The 18,307-nt window shown below is 58.8% G+C and carries 12 protein-coding genes and 1 pseudogene; 8 read left to right on the top strand and 5 right to left on the bottom strand.

The window, feature by feature from the left end:
- The first annotated feature begins 287 nt into the window (after positions 1-287).
- Complete coding sequence (locus NVB75_RS33495; protein WP_375378888.1) at positions 288-632, top strand: PoNe immunity protein domain-containing protein; 345 nt, start codon at positions 288-290, stop codon at positions 630-632.
- A 130-nt stretch (positions 633-762) separates the two neighbouring features.
- Here the strand turns inward: NVB75_RS33495 and NVB75_RS25690 are convergent.
- A pseudogene (locus NVB75_RS25690) lies at positions 763-1,035 on the bottom strand (chemotaxis protein); the annotation flags it as partial.
- 836 nt (positions 1,036-1,871) lie between these two features.
- On the opposite strand from NVB75_RS25690, the gene NVB75_RS25685 reads away from it, so the two are divergent.
- The 3 genes from NVB75_RS25685 to NVB75_RS25675 all read left to right on the top strand — a co-directional run bounded on the left by NVB75_RS25685 (position 1,872) and on the right by NVB75_RS25675 (position 5,721).
- Entirely contained in the window at positions 1,872-3,533 is a 1,662-nt protein-coding gene (locus NVB75_RS25685; protein WP_258343902.1) for a hypothetical protein, read from the top strand.
- A gap of 3 nt (positions 3,534-3,536) precedes the next feature.
- Positions 3,537-4,619, top strand: a complete 1,083-nt coding sequence (locus tag NVB75_RS25680) for a hypothetical protein (RefSeq protein ID WP_258343901.1) — start codon at positions 3,537-3,539, stop codon at positions 4,617-4,619.
- A gap of 97 nt (positions 4,620-4,716) precedes the next feature.
- Complete coding sequence (locus tag NVB75_RS25675; protein WP_258343899.1) at positions 4,717-5,721, top strand: DUF3883 domain-containing protein; 1,005 nt, start codon at positions 4,717-4,719, stop codon at positions 5,719-5,721.
- Positions 5,722-5,793: 72 nt separating this feature from the next.
- Here NVB75_RS25675 and guaA read toward each other — a convergent pair whose 3' ends face one another.
- The 4 genes from guaA to NVB75_RS25655 all read right to left on the bottom strand — a co-directional run bounded on the left by guaA (position 5,794) and on the right by NVB75_RS25655 (position 10,639).
- Positions 5,794-7,371 (bottom strand): glutamine-hydrolyzing GMP synthase, encoded by a 1,578-nt coding sequence (gene guaA / locus NVB75_RS25670; protein WP_017134673.1) that lies wholly within the window; start codon positions 7,369-7,371, stop codon positions 5,794-5,796.
- An 82-nt stretch (positions 7,372-7,453) separates the two neighbouring features.
- On the bottom strand, positions 7,454-8,923 hold the full coding sequence (gene guaB, locus NVB75_RS25665) for an IMP dehydrogenase (RefSeq protein WP_003209646.1): 1,470 nt from the start codon (positions 8,921-8,923) through the stop codon (positions 7,454-7,456).
- A gap of 238 nt (positions 8,924-9,161) precedes the next feature.
- Complete coding sequence (locus tag NVB75_RS25660; RefSeq protein ID WP_258343897.1) at positions 9,162-9,710, bottom strand: sugar ABC transporter ATPase; 549 nt, start codon at positions 9,708-9,710, stop codon at positions 9,162-9,164.
- A 161-nt stretch (positions 9,711-9,871) separates the two neighbouring features.
- Complete coding sequence (locus NVB75_RS25655; RefSeq protein ID WP_258343896.1) at positions 9,872-10,639, bottom strand: sulfite exporter TauE/SafE family protein; 768 nt, start codon at positions 10,637-10,639, stop codon at positions 9,872-9,874.
- Positions 10,640-10,738: 99 nt separating this feature from the next.
- Between NVB75_RS25655 and NVB75_RS25650 the strand changes: the two genes are divergently transcribed.
- The 4 genes from NVB75_RS25650 (at position 10,739) to NVB75_RS25635 (ending at position 17,995) form a co-directional block, all read left to right on the top strand.
- Complete coding sequence (locus NVB75_RS25650) at positions 10,739-11,629, top strand: LysR family transcriptional regulator (protein WP_258343895.1); 891 nt, start codon at positions 10,739-10,741, stop codon at positions 11,627-11,629.
- A gap of 10 nt (positions 11,630-11,639) precedes the next feature.
- Positions 11,640-13,019 carry an exodeoxyribonuclease VII large subunit gene (gene xseA, locus NVB75_RS25645; RefSeq protein WP_017478671.1) on the top strand — a complete coding sequence of 460 codons (1,380 nt, stop codon included), beginning with the start codon at positions 11,640-11,642 and terminating at the stop codon, positions 13,017-13,019.
- A 3-nt stretch (positions 13,020-13,022) separates the two neighbouring features.
- Positions 13,023-13,844: a peptidoglycan DD-metalloendopeptidase family protein gene (locus NVB75_RS25640; protein ID WP_017478670.1), complete on the top strand. Its 822-nt coding sequence runs from the start codon at positions 13,023-13,025 to the stop codon at positions 13,842-13,844.
- 137 nt (positions 13,845-13,981) lie between these two features.
- Positions 13,982-17,995, top strand: a complete 4,014-nt coding sequence (locus NVB75_RS25635) for a membrane-targeted effector domain-containing toxin (RefSeq protein ID WP_258343893.1) — start codon at positions 13,982-13,984, stop codon at positions 17,993-17,995.
- Positions 17,996-18,307 lie beyond the last annotated feature (312 nt).

Below are 18,307 nucleotides of genomic sequence, written 5' to 3'. Positions count from 1 at the left end.
GATTACATAAAAAAGAATCTGTAGCCGCTGATAACAACTCAGATGACCAGGCTTACGCCCCCCAATTCCAATTTACACTTGCTCAGAAATACTGGCACCAAATCCTGCGCAAATACTCTTCCGGATACCCAATTACTGACTTGGCGCATTATTTCCCCGGCCTGTTAGAAGCGCGGGAAGAAGCTGAGCGTCTCGGGGCAGCAGTGTGAACTGCAGAGCAGCAATTTACCTGGCACTACTGGCGCTTCAATTACGACCACTACATCATTTGCTTCTGGCTGGTCGGCTTGGCACTCGCCCTCGAAATTCCAAACGAGCAATGGCATCGCTTGCAGGCCTTGATCGGCAATGATGGCGAAGATGTACTGCTTGATCGGATCATTGTCAGCCGCAGCCCAGACCGCAAGATAGGAACCGTGCTTCTCTACCCCAAGCCGTATGGTCGTTTGTTGAAGGCCGTGGATGCCCCTGCAGACTCTCAGGCACCGCTGCTCAAAGCCTTTGTTGAACACTGGTACCAGGCGTCAAATCCGGATCAGACCCGCAGGCGGTCAGCTATCGGCATCCTTATTGGTATACCTATGGCGACCAGAACTTTGAAGGCGGGGCTTATTTTGGCCGTTGGTGTGTAGAAGCCTTGGCTGCAGTAGAAGCCTTCGGAGTTGATGACTCGCCATGTCTAACTCAAGAGCATCATCGCCGATGCCGGCGATGGGAGGAATAAGGTGCTTTGCACCCGTCATTCCTCCCGCCCTCACGTGTTTACGACTTGAAGCGCCCCACCAGCCCGTTCAGCTCACTCGACAGACGCGAAAGCCGGCCCGAGTCTTCCTGCGCAGAACTGGCAAGGCTCTCGACCAGTCGCGCTTCGTCGTAGATCCGTTGGATATGCCGGTTGATTTCTTCGGCGACGCTGTGCTGCTCTTCGGCTGCGGCGGATATCTGCAGGTTCTGATCCCTGATTTCATTCACCGACAGCTGGATGCCTTCAAAGCTTTCACGTGCGTTTTCAATAGCGGGCACGCTGGCGCATGACTACAAATGATTGTTACTGCAAGGATGACGCTCACTCGGAGAACCAGTGACTGCCGCGCGGCCCGGCGTCAACAGGATCAGCGCTACCCTGAAAAGGCCCCATGCATGAACTGCTTTAGCGGTGAGCACACACCCACTGCCATAATTGAACCTCGCTGAACCGCCAAGTGGTTGCCACTGATGCCATCTTGACCGAGGCTGCCAAAAGTCATTGACCTGCCGGGATATTCAACGAACGAGGAAAGAGGTCTTTGCGCGGAATTTCAGGGGCCACCCACATAATGCGACTCTTTAATAAGCAACAATAAGCCCTTATCGCGGGCATGAAAAAACCGGCAAAAGCCGGTTTTTTCATGCCTCGCTGTGGGTTCACTCCCACTCTATTATTAACAAGCAGGTAACCGTCAGGAAAACGGCGCTTCTAGCGAGGCAATTAGTACAGGACCATGAAAAATACCATTTCACATCTCAGCGCATCATTCGTTATCTGTCGCGGTTTATGCCGTAGCTCTCGGAAGTAAGTCCTCTTACTGACTCGCCTAATCTTCACAGGCGCCCCCTTCGCTTTGCGAAACCTCAATCACACGTGGTGCCTCTCGCGTCCTGACGTGAGCATCGAAGGGCGTCCTAATCAAGAATCGCCGATAACGCTCCGTACTGGGCTGATAGTCCCCAGGCAGTGTCCGCCTGCGGTACACCTTTGGTGGTATTTCTGACATCCAGTGATCTGGAAGCCCTGAGGTCTGCGGCTTGTGCCTGAACAATCAATAGTGGCCTAATAGTATCTTTTTCGCCTTTTCCCTGCTGCGCAGGCTTCTTTCGACAAGGACTGTTGCATGACCTCCCAACCGACCCTGCAAGTCGATCCACTGCTCACGGCCAATCTCGATGCCCTGCTCAGCTCCGTGGTCGATGCCGACCAGCGGCAGCTACAGATGCCCGCTGGCGCTCGGTCCGAACGGGAGACACTGAAAGACAAGCGCCTCCAGGAGCTGCTCGACCGCTGCCGCGAAGAAGCCCTGCAACAAGTGGTCGGCCCCTTCGGATTGACCCCGGCAATGTTCTCGGACATCGATGGTGGCAACGTCACCACCCAGCACAATGCTAACCAGGATATCTACGCCAAGGCATCCGAGCATTATGACCGGGAAGCTGACTACGATTACGCTGCCGCGAAAAAGCAGAAGATGAAGGATGCGGTGAAGGACGGCACGATGAATTCGCAAACCTTCATCGACACCTACACCAATGAAAATGCACCGACCAAGCGCACCGCCAAGTCAAATGGCAAGCTGGTGATGAACGCCGAGCTAGATCACACCATCCCCCTCAAGCAAGCACACAAGGAAGGCGGCTGGATGCTTACTCCGGAGCAACGCAAGGCGCTGGCCTCGGAAAAAGACAACCTGCATTTCACCACCTTTGAAAATAACCGAGAAAAAAGTGATACCGCCGCAGAGACCGCGCTTTCTGCCGAAAATGGTTATGACGAATCCATTACCAAGCCGCTGATCGACAAGGCCCGCGCCGCCATCGACCAGCATCAGCCCGATACCAAAGACCGCTTGCTCTACCACGGCAAGGAGTTGGGCATTACAGGCGCGAAGGAATTCGGCAAGACAGGCCTCCGCAGGGCAATGGGAGTGCTGTTGTTCGAGGTGGTCAACGGCAGCTTCGTCGAAGTGCACAAGGTGGTCAGCCAGCGTGACGATCAGCAGCCCCTGCTCGACCGTGTGATGGCAGCAGTTGAGCGTGTGCTCAAGCGCGTTCAGAGCAAGTTCAAGGCCGCCTTCGATGCCTTCTTCGAAGGCGGCCTGCAAGGCCTTGTAAGCAACCTGCTGACCTTCCTAATCAACAACCTCATTACCACTTCGGCCAAGGTCGTGACGATCATCCGCGAAGGCATGCAGGAGCTGTTTAAGGCACTTAAGCTCCTTCTTTGGCCGCCCAAGGAGATGTCCGGCGCCGACGTCATGCGCGCCTTCAGCAAGAGCCTGGCCGGCCTGCTCACCCTCGGTGCCGGCATGCTCCTGGAGCAATCGATGAACACGTTCATCATCGGCATCCCGGTGCTCGCACCGCTGGCCGGCATGATTGCCCCGGTGCTCACCGGCCTGATGACCGGCCTCGCCAACGCCCTGCTGATGTACGCGATCGACTCGCTGATCGATTGGATGCTAGATAAGGGAACCGACTTCATCAACGCGCAGATCGATACCCTGCAAGCCACAGCCGAACTGGGCGAGCGCATGATCGAACAGGTAGAGCTGCAATTCCGGCTGTCGGCGCGCTACCGGATGATGGCCCAGCTCAATCAGCGTATCGCCGAGCGCTTCGACCAGGCAACCGAGGCCTCCCAAGCCTCGGTGCAGCACGCGCAAGGCACCATGGAAGAACAGGCTTCGACTATCGTCGCCCTATCCCAGGCCATCGATAGCAAAAAACAGTTCAACGAACGCCTCGGTTCGTTGCTTCAGCAGTTCAGGAAGGAAACATAAGGGATGTCCAAAGTCATTGCCCAACTCGCCAGCACCGTCCCAAGCGACGACCTGCTCAGCCGTATCGACATCGCCGATGTGTACGAGAAATTCCATAGCACCTTCAAACGTCTAGACGATTTCAAGAGGCTGCGCGACGAACACGAGCAGCGTAATTTCCTAGGCCGGCTTTTTCATCGTGGCGAACTGAAGAACGCCCAGCTCGACGCCCAGGAAGTGCAGGCGGAATTCTCCAAAACTCTCGCCCAGTTGATGGTTATCAGCTCGCTGCAGGCGCAGCAACTGACCGAACAGCAGGGTCAACTGGCCGACCAGCAGAAGACCTTGGATGCCAAGGCCGAGGAACTGGCACGACAGAACACGCGCCTCGAACAGCACCAGGCCGTGATCAAGCACCAGGCCGCAGGCTTGCGCCAATACGTCACAGACCTGTTGAAAGTCCAGGGACTGACCGACGAACACGGCGAGATGCTGATAAGCATCGCCAAAGAAGTGATGGAAACCCGGGATCGTCTGCTGGCGGACTTTGACAATCGCATGCAGCAGATGCAGGGGGTTCTGGAAGAACAGCAGCAGTTGCTCCGGGAAGTCCTCGATGAGCAGGCGAGCACTTTGGAGCAGCGCCTCACGAAGTTACAGCAGGCGGTCGACTCAACCCTGGAACAACGTCTCACGGCTGTAGAGCGAGGTCTGCTCGCCGCACTCGACGAACAACGCCGTGAAGCCGCCAGCCAGACCGAAAGGCTCGATGCCGACTTAGTCTTCCAAGCGCAGCTGCGGGACGAGAATCACCGCGACCTTGAGCGCCAGCTCTCAGAACTGCGCGAAGTGGTGGCCGAACAGAGCCAAGCGCTACTTAACGAACGCAGCGAACGGCAGCAGGAGCGGGCCGAGCGTCAAGTCGAGGTACATGCCCTGCGCAACGAACAGAAAAGCGGCGAAACACGCTTGCGCCGCCTCATGGCCGGACTGTGCGGCTTGGCATTTGTGTGCGCCGGTGCCCTCGCCGGGTTCACTTTCTGGAGCACGTCAAAGCCTGTTTTGGCCCCAGTCGAAATCCACGAATCTCAAATACCAGCGTCATGAGCAGCTTGTTCGGATCAGCGACTCAGGCCTGATCGTCACTCCACCAGTTTGCCTCGATTGCGAAAATGCAAAAACCTGCCCAAAGGAGCGCTACTAGATGAACAAGGTATTGTGGGTCAAGTTCGGGTGGTCAGAATATTATCGAGGTGGCGACATCGCTGGTAACTTTGCCTGGCTAAATCAGAACAAAGGCACGGAAAATGAAGGACGAGGCCATGAAGCGTACAACTTCATGCCAGATGTCGATGGGACTTACTACTGTTATGTCCCCCCTCAAGGAGGCAACTACGCGCCTTATCATGACGACCCGGAAGGATGGACAGTTGTGTGTCTGGCCAAAAATCCGGCAACCCCAGGCATACACGTGGTCGGCTGGTACGAAAATGCGACGCTTCATGGTGAATGGATTGTCCGCCCCAACAACATCGACCAGCGACAGCAAGTTTTCCCCCATCCTGCTTACGACTGGTCATATTGCATAACCAGCAATTCCGCTTACTTCATCCCGCCCGAGGAGAGAATTCTGCCGTTCTCGGATCCATCCGTGAAACAGGGGAAGTACTCTTTTCTGGACGGCCCAAACGTTACGAAGACCGAGAACAAAGAAAGAGTTCAGGCTCGGCTCGAGAGCTTAATGACGCGTTTGGCCTCAGTAGCAATACACAACCCCAATGAACACACCGTTTTTGACCCAGAACTGGATCAGGCCGACCCTCTTCGGGGATTTGGCAGCCCTGAACATCGTAAAGCCGTTGAGCTTGCCGCTGAGGAAGCCGTGATCGCGTATTACATAGCACAAGGTTACGGCTACCAGCGCACAACACACCTTCCCTGCGGGTATGACTTTCTCTTCGCGCGCAAAGAGTCAGAGCTACATGTCGAAGTTAAGGGTACGGCCGGCACGACACCGCGCTTTTTCCTCACCCGTAACGAACACAATGCAGGATTAATGCTCAACCCAGACTGGAGGTTAGCCATGGTGACGTCAGCGCTATCTGATACGCCGAAGGTCACCGAGTACAATCCTCGCCAGCTAAAAGAGGCGTTTAACCTTGAGCCTTACGTTTACATCGGGACATTCGCGCCAAAACCCGAATCTTAATGTTTAACACCTGTACCGCGACAAAAACAAAAGCCCGCTGTTACGCGGGCGTTTGTTTATTGCGAAGAGGGATCACTCCCACTCAATCGTCGCCGGCGGCTTGCTCGACACGTCGTACGTAACGCGCGAAATACCTTCGATCTCATTGATGATACGACCGCTGACAGTCTCCAGCAGTTCGTACGGCAGGTGCGCCCAACGGGCGGTCATGAAGTCGATGGTTTCCACCGCACGCAGGGCCACAACCCAGGCGTAACGACGGCCATCGCCGACCACGCCAACCGATTTCACCGGCTGGAACACTACGAACGCCTGGCTGACCTTGTGGTACCAGTCGGCCTTGCGCAGTTCTTCGATGAAGATGTGGTCGGCGCGACGCAGCAGGTCGGCGTATTCCTTCTTCACTTCACCGAGGATCCGCACGCCCAGGCCCGGGCCCGGGAAGGGGTGGCGGTAGACCATGTCGTACGGCAGGCCCAGTTCCAGGCCCAGACGACGGACTTCGTCCTTGAACAGTTCGCGCAGGGGTTCTACCAGCTTGAGGTTCATTTCCTCAGGCAGGCCGCCCACGTTGTGGTGGGACTTGATCACGTGGGCCTTGCCGCTCTTGGCGCCTGCCGACTCGATCACGTCCGGGTAGATGGTGCCCTGGGCGAGGTACTTGATGTTGTCCAGTTTGTTGGACTGGGCATCGAATACGTCGATGAAGGTGCGGCCGATGATCTTGCGCTTCTTCTCCGGGTCGGACTCGCCGGCCAGGTTGTTCAGGAACTGATCTTCAGCGTTGGCGCGGATCACCTTGACGCCCATGTTCTCGGCGAACATGGCCATCACTTGCTCGCCTTCGTGCAGGCGCAGCAGGCCGTTGTCGACGAAGACGCAGGTCAATTGGTCGCCGATGGCCTTGTGCAGCAGAGCCGCAACCACGGAGGAGTCCACACCGCCGGACAGGCCCAGCAGGACGTTGTCGGTGCCGACCTGGGCACGGACGTTGGCGATGGCGTCTTCAGCGATCTTCGACGGGGTCCACAGGGCTTCGCACTGGCAGATGTCGAGGATGAAGCGCGACAGGATGCGACCGCCTTGCTTGGTGTGGGTCACTTCCGGGTGGAACTGCACGCCGTAGTAGCCACGCTCGTCGTTGAACATGCCGGCAATCGGGCAGCTCGGGGTGCTGGCCAGGATGTGGAAGTCTTCCGGCATCTTGGTGACCTTGTCACCGTGGCTCATCCATACGTCGAGGCCGAACAGGCCGTCGGCGTCGATATGGTCTTCGATGCCGTCCAGCAGGCGGCTCTTGCCGACCACGTCGACACGGGCGTAACCGAATTCACGCAGCTCGGAACCTTCAACCTTGCCGCCCAATTGCTCGGCCATGGTCTGCATGCCGTAGCAGATACCGAAGACCGGCACGCCCAGGTCAAACACCGCCTGCGGGCAACGCGGGCTGTTGGCTTCGTGCACGGACTCGGGGCCGCCGGCGAGAATGACGCCTTTTGGAGCGAATTCGCGAATCGCTTCGTCGTCCATGTCGAACGGATGCAGTTCGCAGTACACGCCGATTTCACGCACGCGGCGGGCGATCAGCTGGGTGTACTGGGAACCGAAGTCGAGGATCAGGATGCGGTGGGCGTGAATGTCGAGGGCCATGAGATCAGTCTCGTCTAATGAATCAGAAACAACTCGGGGCTGAATAAGACAGCCCCGGTTACTTAACTATTTGCTGGAAGCATCAACCTACGCGGTAGTTTGGCGCTTCCTTGGTGATCTGTACGTCGTGGACGTGGGACTCGGCCATGCCGGCACCGGTGATCCGCACGAACTCAGGCTTGGTGCGCATTTCTTCGATGTCGGCGCTGCCGGTGTAGCCCATCGAGGAACGCAGGCCGCCCATCAGTTGATGGATGATGGCGCTCAGGGTGCCCTTGTACGGAACACGCCCTTCAATGCCTTCCGGTACCAGCTTCTCGGCGCCCGCGGAGGAGTCCTGGAAGTAACGGTCGGAAGAGCCTTGAGCCTGGGACATGGCGCCCAGGGAACCCATGCCACGGTAAGCCTTGTACGAACGACCCTGGAACAGTTCGATCTCGCCCGGCGCTTCTTCAGTACCGGCAAACATCGAGCCCATCATCACGCAGGAGGCACCGGCGACGATGGCCTTGGACAGGTCACCGGAGAAACGGATGCCGCCGTCGGCGATCAACGGTACGCCAGTGCCTTCAAGGGCCGCGGCGACGTTGGCGATGGCGCTGATTTGCGGCACGCCTACACCTGCAACGATACGGGTAGTGCAGATCGAGCCAGGGCCGATACCGACCTTGACCGCATCAGCACCGGCTTCGGCCAGGGCCTTGGCGGCAGCGCCGGTGGCAATGTTGCCGCCGATCACTTGCACGTCAGGGAAGTTCTGCTTGACCCAGCGAACGCGGTCGATCACGCCTTTGGAGTGGCCGTGGGCAGTGTCGACCACTACCACGTCAACACCGGCAGCCACCAGGGCCGCTACACGGTCACCGGTGTCTTTGCCGGTACCGACTGCAGCGCCTACGCGCAGACGACCTTGATCATCCTTGCTGGCCAGCGGGTAAGCCTTGGCTTTTTCGATGTCGTTGACGGTCATCATGCCCTTGAGGGCGAATTTGTCGTCGACGATCAGTACGCGTTCAATGCGGTGCTTGTGCAGCAGTTCGCGCACATCGTTCTTGTCGGCGCCTTCCTTGACAGTCACGAGGCGCTCTTTAGGCGTCATTACTTCGCGGACGGTGACTTCAAGGCGGTTCTCGAAACGCACGTCACGGGAAGTGACGATGCCGACCAGGTCGCCATCGTGCAGTACCGGAACGCCGGAGATATTGTGCAGGCGGGTCAGGTCGAACAGGTCACGAACGGTGGCATCGGCCTCGATGGTGATCGGGTCCTTGACCACACCGGCTTCGTAACGCTTGACCTTGCGAACTTCGGCAGCTTGCTGCTCGATGGTCATGTTCTTGTGAATGATGCCGATGCCGCCTTCCTGAGCCATGGCGATTGCCAAACGGGCTTCAGTGACGGTGTCCATGGCAGCGGAAACCAGAGGAATATTCAGCTCGATGCCACGGGTTAGGCGGGTCTTGAGACTGACTTCGTTAGGAAGTACCTCGGAATAACCGGGCACTAGGAGAATGTCGTCGAATGTCAGAGCTTCTTGGCTGATACGCAGCATCGCGGGGGCTCCCGAGCGGGAAAATGGAAGCGCGCCATTATAGTCAGACACCCCCTCGGGTTCAATGTAAAACTCTGACAAACTTGGTAATACTGATAGATGGATGATTTTTGCAGCACTGATCGTTCCCACGCTCTGCGTGGGAACGCCGCTTTGGACGATACGCGTCCTGGCCAGGGCGACGCGGAGCGTCACGGGAAGCGTTCCCACGCGGGAGCGTGGGAACGATCACATCGGGTCAAAGCTCAACTTTGACCCAACTCATCTTCTGGTCCAGCCAGTCGGCAAACTCGTCGATAAAACTCTGCTTGAACCCCGCCTCCGCCCAGTTATTGAAGATGAATCCCAGGTTGGAAAAGCCGCATTCCTGCAGGAACAGGAAGCCATTGATGTCGTCTTCATGCCCACACAGCGGGCAGGTGAAGTTATCGGTGTGGCCGGGCATCCAGTCTTCCAGGCTTTCGAACAGGGCTTCGCCGACTTCCTTGAGGCATTCCGGGCAGCCGGCTTCTTCGAGAAAGCCCTTGGCCGGGGTGTAGATGCAGCGCTTGTAGATGATCTCCAGGCCGTTGATCGGCTCATTGAACGGCAGCGCGTCGGGATACAGCACCACCGCGCGGGCACCGTCGGCCAGGGCGTAGCCCATGCGGTTGCCGGTGCGCCCGCAGGTGGTGAGTTCTTCCTTGACGATGTTCTTGCGCACCAGCCAGCGCACAATCGCCCGGGCGCGGGGTTCGTGGACAGGCAAGGTGGATATCTTGGGGACAAGGATGCTTTGGGAGTTCATGGTGCCTGGGTGTCCTGCGGTGTGGCTTCTGACGCCTTCGCGAGCAAGCCCGCTCCCACATTCGACCGCACTCCTACAGGATAAATGCAGTCGAATGTGGGAGCGGGCTTGCTCGCGAAGAGGCCCTGAAGCCCGGCAGCTTAATCCCTGACACCCACAGGTCAAGTACTCAAATAACGAGCGATCAGTGCAATGCCGCTGGCCAGCACCAGCCAGGTGACCAACCGCACGAACGCCTCGCGGGACATGCGCAGGGTCAGCCGCCGCCCCGCCCACAGCCCGAGGGCCATGGCCGGCAACAGGCACACCGCCAACATCAACAACGGTAGCTCGGCATACACGCCCGCGATCAGAAACAGGCTCAGGCGCACCACCGTGCTGCAACTGATCAACGCGCTCTGGGTCGCCCGCGCGCCGTCCTTGGGCAAACGGCTGTTGAGGTAGATCGCATACAAAAAACCGCCGCTGCCGAACAACGCCCCGAACAACCCGCCCACAACGCCCATGGGAATCGCCCAACCGGCCGCCAGTTGCGTGGGCTTGGTCTTCACCGCCAGGCTGTAGATCGCATAGGCGCTGATAAACAGCCCCATCAGCAGCAGCAATAAATCGGAGTGCAGGTTAAGCAGGAAGATCACCCCCAGAGTGCAGCCAATCGCCATGCACGGCAGCAGCCTCAGCAATTCCGGTTTCACCACCTCCCGCCGCGATTGCAGGAGGTTGCCAAAGGCCGCGACAAAATCCAGCAGCACCAGCAACGGGATGATCTTCGACAGCGGCATGAACAGAATCAGGATCGGCCCCGCCACCAGCGCAGTACCAAAACCGGCGATGCCGAACACGATATAGGCCAAAGCAATCGCCACCCCGATCACCAGCCAGTCAACACCGCCAAACGACCAATGACTCAACAGTTCGACCGGGCTCATGAGGTATTCCTTATTGGAGATGGCCATCACTTTAGCCATTGGCGAGGGTTGCGACTAATATCTTCAAAGCTCGTTACCCATCTCGAAAAGGCATGACTTGTGATTTCCACCCGACAGTTGCGTTATTTCGTCGAAATCGCCGAGAGCGGCAGCTTCAGCGCGGCGGCCGAGCGGCTGTTTGTGGCGCAATCGGCGCTGAGCCGGCAGATCAAAGAGCTGGAAAACCTGCTGCAAACGCCGCTGTTTGAACGCACTGCGCGCCAGCCACGGCTAACGGCTGCGGGCGAGGCGTTTTACCCACGGGCGCGCAACCTGCTGGGCGAACTGCTCAAGGCCAGTGAAATGGCAACGCAAGTGGGCAATGGCCAACTCGGCACGCTGCGGATGAGCCATTCGAGCACCGTACCGATGAGTGGCCGCCTGCTGCGCGGCATCGGTGCCTGGCTGGAGCAATGCCCCGGCGTGTCGATGGACATCGCCAAACTTTCCTCCGAAGCCCAGTTGGAAGAAATCGCCGACGGTCGGCTGGAGGTCGGGCTGTTGCGCTTACCGGTGCTGCGCCAGCGCGAAGGCGTGCGCATCGTGCCTTTATATAGCGAGCGGCTGTTGCTGGCCGTGCCGCCGAATCACCGGTTGGCCGGGCACACATCCGGTATCGATTTGGCGCAACTGAAGAACGAAGCGTTTATCTCGATCCCTCACCCCCAGCGCGGAGGGCTGAGTTACCTGTCAGCCGAGTTGTGCATGCGTGCAGGATTTTTCCCCAAGGCCGCCCGGGTGATGTCGCGCAAGACCACGCAGTTGCAGCTGATCCAGGCCGGATTCGGGATCGCCCTGCTGCCGGAGTCGATGCGGGACATTGCGCCGGCCAACGTTCATTTTCTGCCCTTGGCCGATCCCGATTGCCAAAGCAACGTCGCCCTCGCCTGCCAGCAAACGCCGAGCGCGCTGGTGGAGCAGTTCTGTCAAACCCTGCACGAATGCCTATAAACTGCCGCCCATGATTAAAGATCCCTTTGCCCGTCTGGGCCTGGACCGCGAAGTCCTGACTGTCAGCCAGCTCAACGGCCGTGCGCGGGTGTTGCTGGAAGACGTGTTCACCAATATCTGGGTCGAAGGCGAGATCTCCAACCTCGCCCGCCCGGCCTCCGGCCACGTGTACTTCACCCTCAAGGACAGCGGCGCCCAGGTGCGTTGTGCGCTGTTCCGGCAGAACGCCGCACGGGTGCGCCAGGCATTGAAAGACGGCCTGGCGGTGAAGGTACGGGGCAAGGTCTCGCTGTTTGAAGGCCGTGGCGACTATCAGTTGATTCTCGACACGGTGGAGCCGGCCGGTGACGGCGCATTGCGCCTGGCCTTCGACGCGCTGAAGGAAAAACTCAGCGCCGAAGGTTTGTTCAGTGCCGAGCGCAAGGTGCCGCTGCCCGCCCACCCACGGCGCATCGGGATTATCAGCTCGCCCACTGGCGCGGTGATTCGCGACATCATCAGCGTGTTCCGCCGCCGGGCACCCAACGTGGAACTGACGTTGATCCCGACGGCCGTGCAAGGTCGTGAAGCGGTCGCGCAAATCGTCCGCGCACTGAAACTGGCCGATGCGCGAGGCTTCGACGCGTTGATCCTGGCCCGTGGCGGCGGCTCGCTGGAAGACCTCTGGTGCTTCAACGAAGAAGCCGTGGCCCGCGCGGTGGACGCCTGCGTGACCCCCATCGTCAGCGCCGTTGGCCATGAGACCGATGTGTCGATCAGCGACTTTGTCGCCGACGTACGCGCCCCTACCCCCTCCGCCGCTGCCGAACTGTTAGCGCCGGATTCCAGCCACCTGACTCGCCAGGTAGAGAATCTGCACCGCCGCCTGGTGATGCTGATGCGCAACCGCCTGACCCACGACCGCCTGCGCCTGGAAGGCATGGCCCGTCGCCTGCGTCACCCGGGCGAACGCCTGCGCCAGCAAGCCCAACGCCTCGACGACCTGGACATGCGCCTGCGCCGCGCCTTCGAGCGCAACCTGAATACCCGTCGTGAACGGCTGATCCGCCTCGAAACCCGCCTCGCCGGCCAACACCCAGGCCGCCAACTGGCCCTGTTGCGCCAACGCCTGGACAGCCTCGCCGAACGCCTGCCCCGCGCCATGCGCGAAGGCCTCAAGGCCCGTCGCCTGCAACTGCAAAGCCAGGTGCAGACGCTGCACGTGGTCAGCCCGCTGGCTACTCTCGGACGCGGCTACAGCATCTTGCTCGACGAACGCGGCCAGGCGATTCGCAATGCCGCGCAAACCCACACCGGCCAGCGCCTGACCGCGCGCCTCGGTGAAGGCCAATTGCAAGTGCGGGTGGAAGACAACCACCTGACACCCGTCACCCTCTCGTTACTGGATTGATTGATGCCACGCTTCTTAAGTTTGTTGATGCTGCTGTGCCTGACCTTCAATGCCCACGCCGACAGCTACATCACCCGGCTGCTGAACAAGCCGGTGCCCGGTGGCGTCGCGGTGGTCGACCTCGGTACCTCGGCGACTGCACCCAAAGCCACCTACCTGAACCGGCCGGTGCTGGTGGTGAAGGAACAGAACAACTGGCTGGCGATTGTCGGTATCCCGCTGACGGTCAAGCCCGGCACCCAACGCATCACCAGCGGCAGCCAGAACCTGCCGTTTGTGGTGGGGTTCAAGAAATACCCCGAACAGCACATCACCCTGAAGAACAAAAGCCAGGTGAACCCGGACCCGGCGCAACTCAAGCGCATCGAAGGCGAGCTGGCGGTCCAGCTCAAGGCCTACCGCAGCTTCAGCCCGAACACGCCAAGCAACCTGCTGCTGGACAAACCGGTGAACGGGCCGCTGTCGAGCAAGTTCGGCGTGCGACGTTTCTTCAATGGCGAGGAGCGTAATCCGCATTCCGGCCTCGACTTTGCCGTGGGCGCCGGCACGCCAATCAAGACCCCGGCGGCGGGCAAGGTGATTCTCACCGGTAACTACTTCTTCAACGGCAACACCGTGTTTGTGGACCATGGCCAGGGCTTTATCAGCATGTTCTGCCATATGTCGAAGATTGATGTGAGCGTGGGCCAGCAACTGGCCCGTGGTGCGGTGGTGGGCAAGGTCGGTTCCACCGGCCGGGCGACCGGGCCGCATATGCATTGGAACATCAGCCTGAACGACGCACGGGTGGACCCGGCGATCTTTATCGGCGCATTTCAGCCCTGAACACTGCGCTGCACCCTCACCGGTGCGGCGTTCTTTGCTTACATTTCCCGCAGGAACCAACTCACTGTGAACCCTCACCCATCTGACGACTTACAAGGAGCGTAACGACGACATTCAAATACTGTGAGGTTTCCCTTATGTTTGATCGTGTCACAACGTCCACGCTGCCCCCCTCGCCCCAGCCCTCCGTTTTACTTACCGCCACCTCAACATTAGCCTTCACTCCCCCACTGCCGGCCCCGATCTCCACCGCGTCTCACTCGAACTCAGCGTCAAATGACCTGCCGTTGCCCAACTCGCCCGGAATACCGCCGGCCCGACGCTCAGCGCTCGCAACACATTTCAAAGTCAGCGCTCAGCAAGCCTTCATCACTGATCACGACAACCTCACGACCGCCATGCAACGGCTGCATAGCCAGCAACCGAACTTCAAGGATTTCCAGCTGCAGCAACTGGCCACAATGTTTACCGGTCAGCCCCAACTCAATCCACCAGAGTTGACCTTCAAGCGCTGGATTCAACAGAGTGATGGCAGTATCAAGACACTCTCTGAGCAACCACTTCTGGATGCGCTGGATAACAAGATTGCAGGGCTGGCGAGCAATACCGACGAAGACGCTAACGTACTGTCGGGCGTATTCACCCGAGGCAGTACCAGTGAGCCGCCCACTTACATCAACACAACGCACTCGTTAAGCACCATCGCCCAGCGCATCACCGAGCAATACCCCGAAACGGTACGGAAATTCTGGACGACACCCCGTCTGTCAATCATAAACCCGCGTGTACCAAAGGCACCCCAGGACGAATTGCTGCACCTGCACAAGCAACAACTGTCGACACTGGCTGCGCTGCGTGCAAGCGATAGCACCCTGAGCCCGACCAGCAAAAAACTGATCGATACGGCACTGCAATACCCCACCTTGGCCGAACGCGAGCAGGTCTTTGCCAATGGCGCTCGCCCTGGTGTGTATCCGTTGACCCTGGATGACGGCACCGAACACGGTGCGTTACTCGCGGGCTGCTTTCCGATCACTCAAACGGATGGATCCTTTGCCAACCCACCGGCCTGGCCCAAAGGCAGATCTCTGGCGCTCAACGATGCCAATGGCCCAGTCGTGCTGTACACACCCGGCGAAGGATTCGAGGAGTTCGCCACACCTGCCCAAGCACGGGAGGCGGTGGCGCAACGTCTGGATCAAGGCGGATCAAGCAAGGATTTGCTGTTGCAGACCCTGCCACTGTCTCTGCAAAACCGGTCTGATCCTCCCACCGGGGACGACCTGATGCTCAGCGCCCAGCCGCTGCGAGGAGACGTGCTGGCCGCAGGAGTACCCGAGATGCTCAAGCGCCAGCAGGCCGAGATCAGCGCGAGTCTGGCCAAAACACCCGCCCACCTCCCATTGCACAAGGCCATTGATGAGGCTGCCGACTGGTCCTACTTGCTTGACGGCAGCAATGCCGTGCTGGCCCGCAACCAGAAACTGGCCGAGAGCCTGCAACCCGAGTGGATGAAAAACCTGACTCCGGGTCAGGAAGCGTTCTATGCCTATCTGGAACAAGGCGAGGAAAAAAGTGCGAACGCACTGAATTCCCTGCTTGAGACGATTCCCTCACTGGCTACCTTCGCCCGGGACCGGATGAACGCAGCGATAAAACAGCTATACCCGACGGCAGAGGTGGATGCGGATCAGTTGATGGTCCAAGCGCAAACCAGAACCCGGATTCATACGGGCCGCCCAGGTACCGCTCACGAGCCATCAGTCACACACACACGCCTGTCGCTGGCCGATCTTGCCCTGAAAAACCCAACCGGGTTCCCCACAGGCGAACCTTCCGGATTTACGCAGATCACGTTCAAACTGCCGCTGGTCGACAAGCAGGGCAACCCGATACTGGGCACTGACGGCAATCCGGTAGTCCTGGACACCCATCAGCTCAAAGCAATGGTCAATACGGCCGATGTAGGCGGTGAATACACCCGCCTGCTGAAGCAGGAACTGGCGACGGACACGACGTCGGGGCCCGCCGCGGAAAGACGCAAGGCCTGGAAAACCAGCCAGACGAACCAGATGTATAAAGAGTTGCTTCTCTCGGAGCTCAACCCTTCTGCCTATAAGACTGAGGCGAAAGAAGACAAAAACACCAAACGCGCAGAGCAATGGGTCGCGGCAGTGGTGTACCACCCAGACCCAGCCAACCGCCCATCCGTCGACGGCCAGCCCATCGTCGCCCATACCCTTCTCCAGAGGGGCTTGCCCGTACAGGGCGTCATGGTGATTGCCAACGGCACAGACCCAGAGCGGGTGTTGTACACGCCGGATGCGCCCGACGGTTTGAGCTTCCGCGAACTGGCAGACCAAAACGCACTCAACACCCTGCTGGATAAAAACGAATGGAGGCTCTACACCGCGAACCGGAAGTCGCCAGTCAATAAGGATGACGTCGCCAAGGCAGGGGACGCGCTCAAGCAGCACGCCAGCGCTCTGGGCACCAACCCGGCCGGCACCATCGATGCATTCGTCAAGACGCTCAAGCTTACGGGCGCCTCCAATACCCTCACTCCCATAACCGGCAACGTTCAGGATGCGTTGTACAAACAAAAGGTACAGCTACTGGTCGATAAAGCCGACCACCAGTCAGTCAGCAGCGCTGAAGTGGCGGCGCAATCGACGACCAACAAGATCCAGTTCGGCATTGAAGTCGCTACGATATTCCTCGACCTGCTGCCGGTATTGGGCAAAGGCGTGTCCACAGCTGCCCGGCTAGGAAAGGCGGGGGTAACAGCGCTGCGTGCCAACGCAAGGGTACTGCCCAAACTGATCAAGCATCCGGCGCTGGGGCGCGCGATCTATGCTGATTTTGCGACGTCGGCGACGGGCATCCCGGTGATTCGCACCTCGCAACTACGACCGGTGGCAAAGCTCCCCAGGCTCACAGCACCGCCGCCGTTGGTGATCCCGCCACCGGCGCCAAGCTCGAGCCGCTCGCACGTTGTCACGACGAGCACTCCACCAGCCGCACCACTCTCAAGTACAGGCCGTGACCTGAGCCGCTATGCCGTGCCGGATACGCTGATCCAGGGGCGCCCGCTGCGGCCGGACGGCACTTACAACGTCGGCGACAATTGGTACGTTCGCTTTACCGACAGCACCGGGGTGAACAAGGTGTATCAGATCGATTCCGCCTTTCACGCACGCAGCGGAAGGGTCAATATCATCGACCCGAATGCCCCACCAACGGCGCCCAAAAGCAGCAAAATCGTGGCCTCCGTGCAATCCGCAGGAGAAGGCGAATGGCGGCTCAACGAACTACCGGGAGGAGTAAAGCAATTACCCGAAACCGAGTATGTCAGCCGCAGCAAAGGGCGCCTTATCGAGGCCGATTTCACTGAAAAAGGTCTGCCCGTCGCCAGGCTTTGGTTCAGGCGGGATGCCCAGCGCTTCTACCAGAACATGGTCGCAGGCGGACAAATGCCGCCTCGTCCGCCTCGTCTTGTGCTTGAGCCCGGCGCATCGCCCGCCGATCTCTTTCGTGAAGGTTTTAAAACCAATGACGTGGTCGTACTCGGTGAGCATCACAACGAAATCACCAGCTTCCAACTGATCAAAGAGAATATGCAGACCCTCAAAGAAGCCGGCGTCACTACCCTCGCCCTTGAAAATGTCGAGTACAACGCTGCGGGCGCAGTCGTCGATGTGGGCATGGGCAAGGGCCGACCACCGGGAGCATCGCCAACACTTTCCGAGCTGTATGACCTTGCTCGTGAACACGGCATAAAGATTAAACCCCTCGACCATCATTATTTGACTCGACGCTCGGATATGCCAGATTTCTACAAAAACGTCGGAGACAACGATCTGGGCATTACTCGCCTGCAGGAGTTCAACTACTACGCCTCGCGCATGCTGCAAAACCGCCAGCCAGGCGAAAAGGTGCTGGCCGTGGTCGGCAGGTCTCATATGAACACGGCCCGCAACGTTCCAGGAGTGGCCGAACTCACGGGCGGAATAGGAGTAGGCGTCTACCCGGCGACAACAACCGACAGAAGCATTGCCATCAGTGGCCCTTCAATCCGCCGAAACGCCGGAGCCAGCGTAGCGAATAGCCATACGGCCGGTGATTACCAGATTTTCCAGAAAGTCACTTGAGGCGATCCAGGGACGCAAGGGCGAATTCATCACCATTGCGTCCCACCGTACAGGCAGTCGATGCTGATACCCTCGCCCTTTTTAATTGCAAAGCCGCCTACAGCGGCGCAACAAACAAAACCATTTCTCATAAAAACAGCAATAAATATCCCTAAAAATGAATTTCTGAAGAAATCCTATCAATTTTTCCAGAACCCTTGCCATCTCCGCTGGCCACGATTAGGGTTGGACCTATGAAAACCTCTCACACCCTCATTCAGCTCCGCCAGCACCGCAGCCTGTGCCTTGTCAGCGCACGACTGCCAGGCTGAA

Source organism: Pseudomonas sp. CBS, from assembly GCF_024734645.1.
GTDB lineage: Bacteria > Pseudomonadota > Gammaproteobacteria > Pseudomonadales > Pseudomonadaceae > Aquipseudomonas.
This window is presented reverse-complemented; position numbering and strand designations above follow the sequence as displayed.

Coding starts and splice junctions, on each gene's coding strand:
- NVB75_RS25655 (WP_258343896.1), bottom strand. CDS start 10,639: ATGAGCCCGGTCGAACTGTTGAGTCATTGGTCGTTTGGCGGTGTTGAC.
- NVB75_RS25685 (WP_258343902.1), top strand. CDS start 1,872: ATGACCTCCCAACCGACCCTGCAAGTCGATCCACTGCTCACGGCCAAT.
- xseA (WP_017478671.1), top strand. CDS start 11,640: ATGATTAAAGATCCCTTTGCCCGTCTGGGCCTGGACCGCGAAGTCCTG.
- NVB75_RS25640 (WP_017478670.1), top strand. CDS start 13,023: ATGCCACGCTTCTTAAGTTTGTTGATGCTGCTGTGCCTGACCTTCAAT.
- NVB75_RS25680 (WP_258343901.1), top strand. CDS start 3,537: ATGTCCAAAGTCATTGCCCAACTCGCCAGCACCGTCCCAAGCGACGAC.
- guaB (WP_003209646.1), bottom strand. CDS start 8,923: ATGCTGCGTATCAGCCAAGAAGCTCTGACATTCGACGACATTCTCCTA.
- NVB75_RS25635 (WP_258343893.1), top strand. CDS start 13,982: ATGTTTGATCGTGTCACAACGTCCACGCTGCCCCCCTCGCCCCAGCCC.
- guaA (WP_017134673.1), bottom strand. CDS start 7,371: ATGGCCCTCGACATTCACGCCCACCGCATCCTGATCCTCGACTTCGGT.
- NVB75_RS25660 (WP_258343897.1), bottom strand. CDS start 9,710: ATGAACTCCCAAAGCATCCTTGTCCCCAAGATATCCACCTTGCCTGTC.
- NVB75_RS25675 (WP_258343899.1), top strand. CDS start 4,717: ATGAACAAGGTATTGTGGGTCAAGTTCGGGTGGTCAGAATATTATCGA.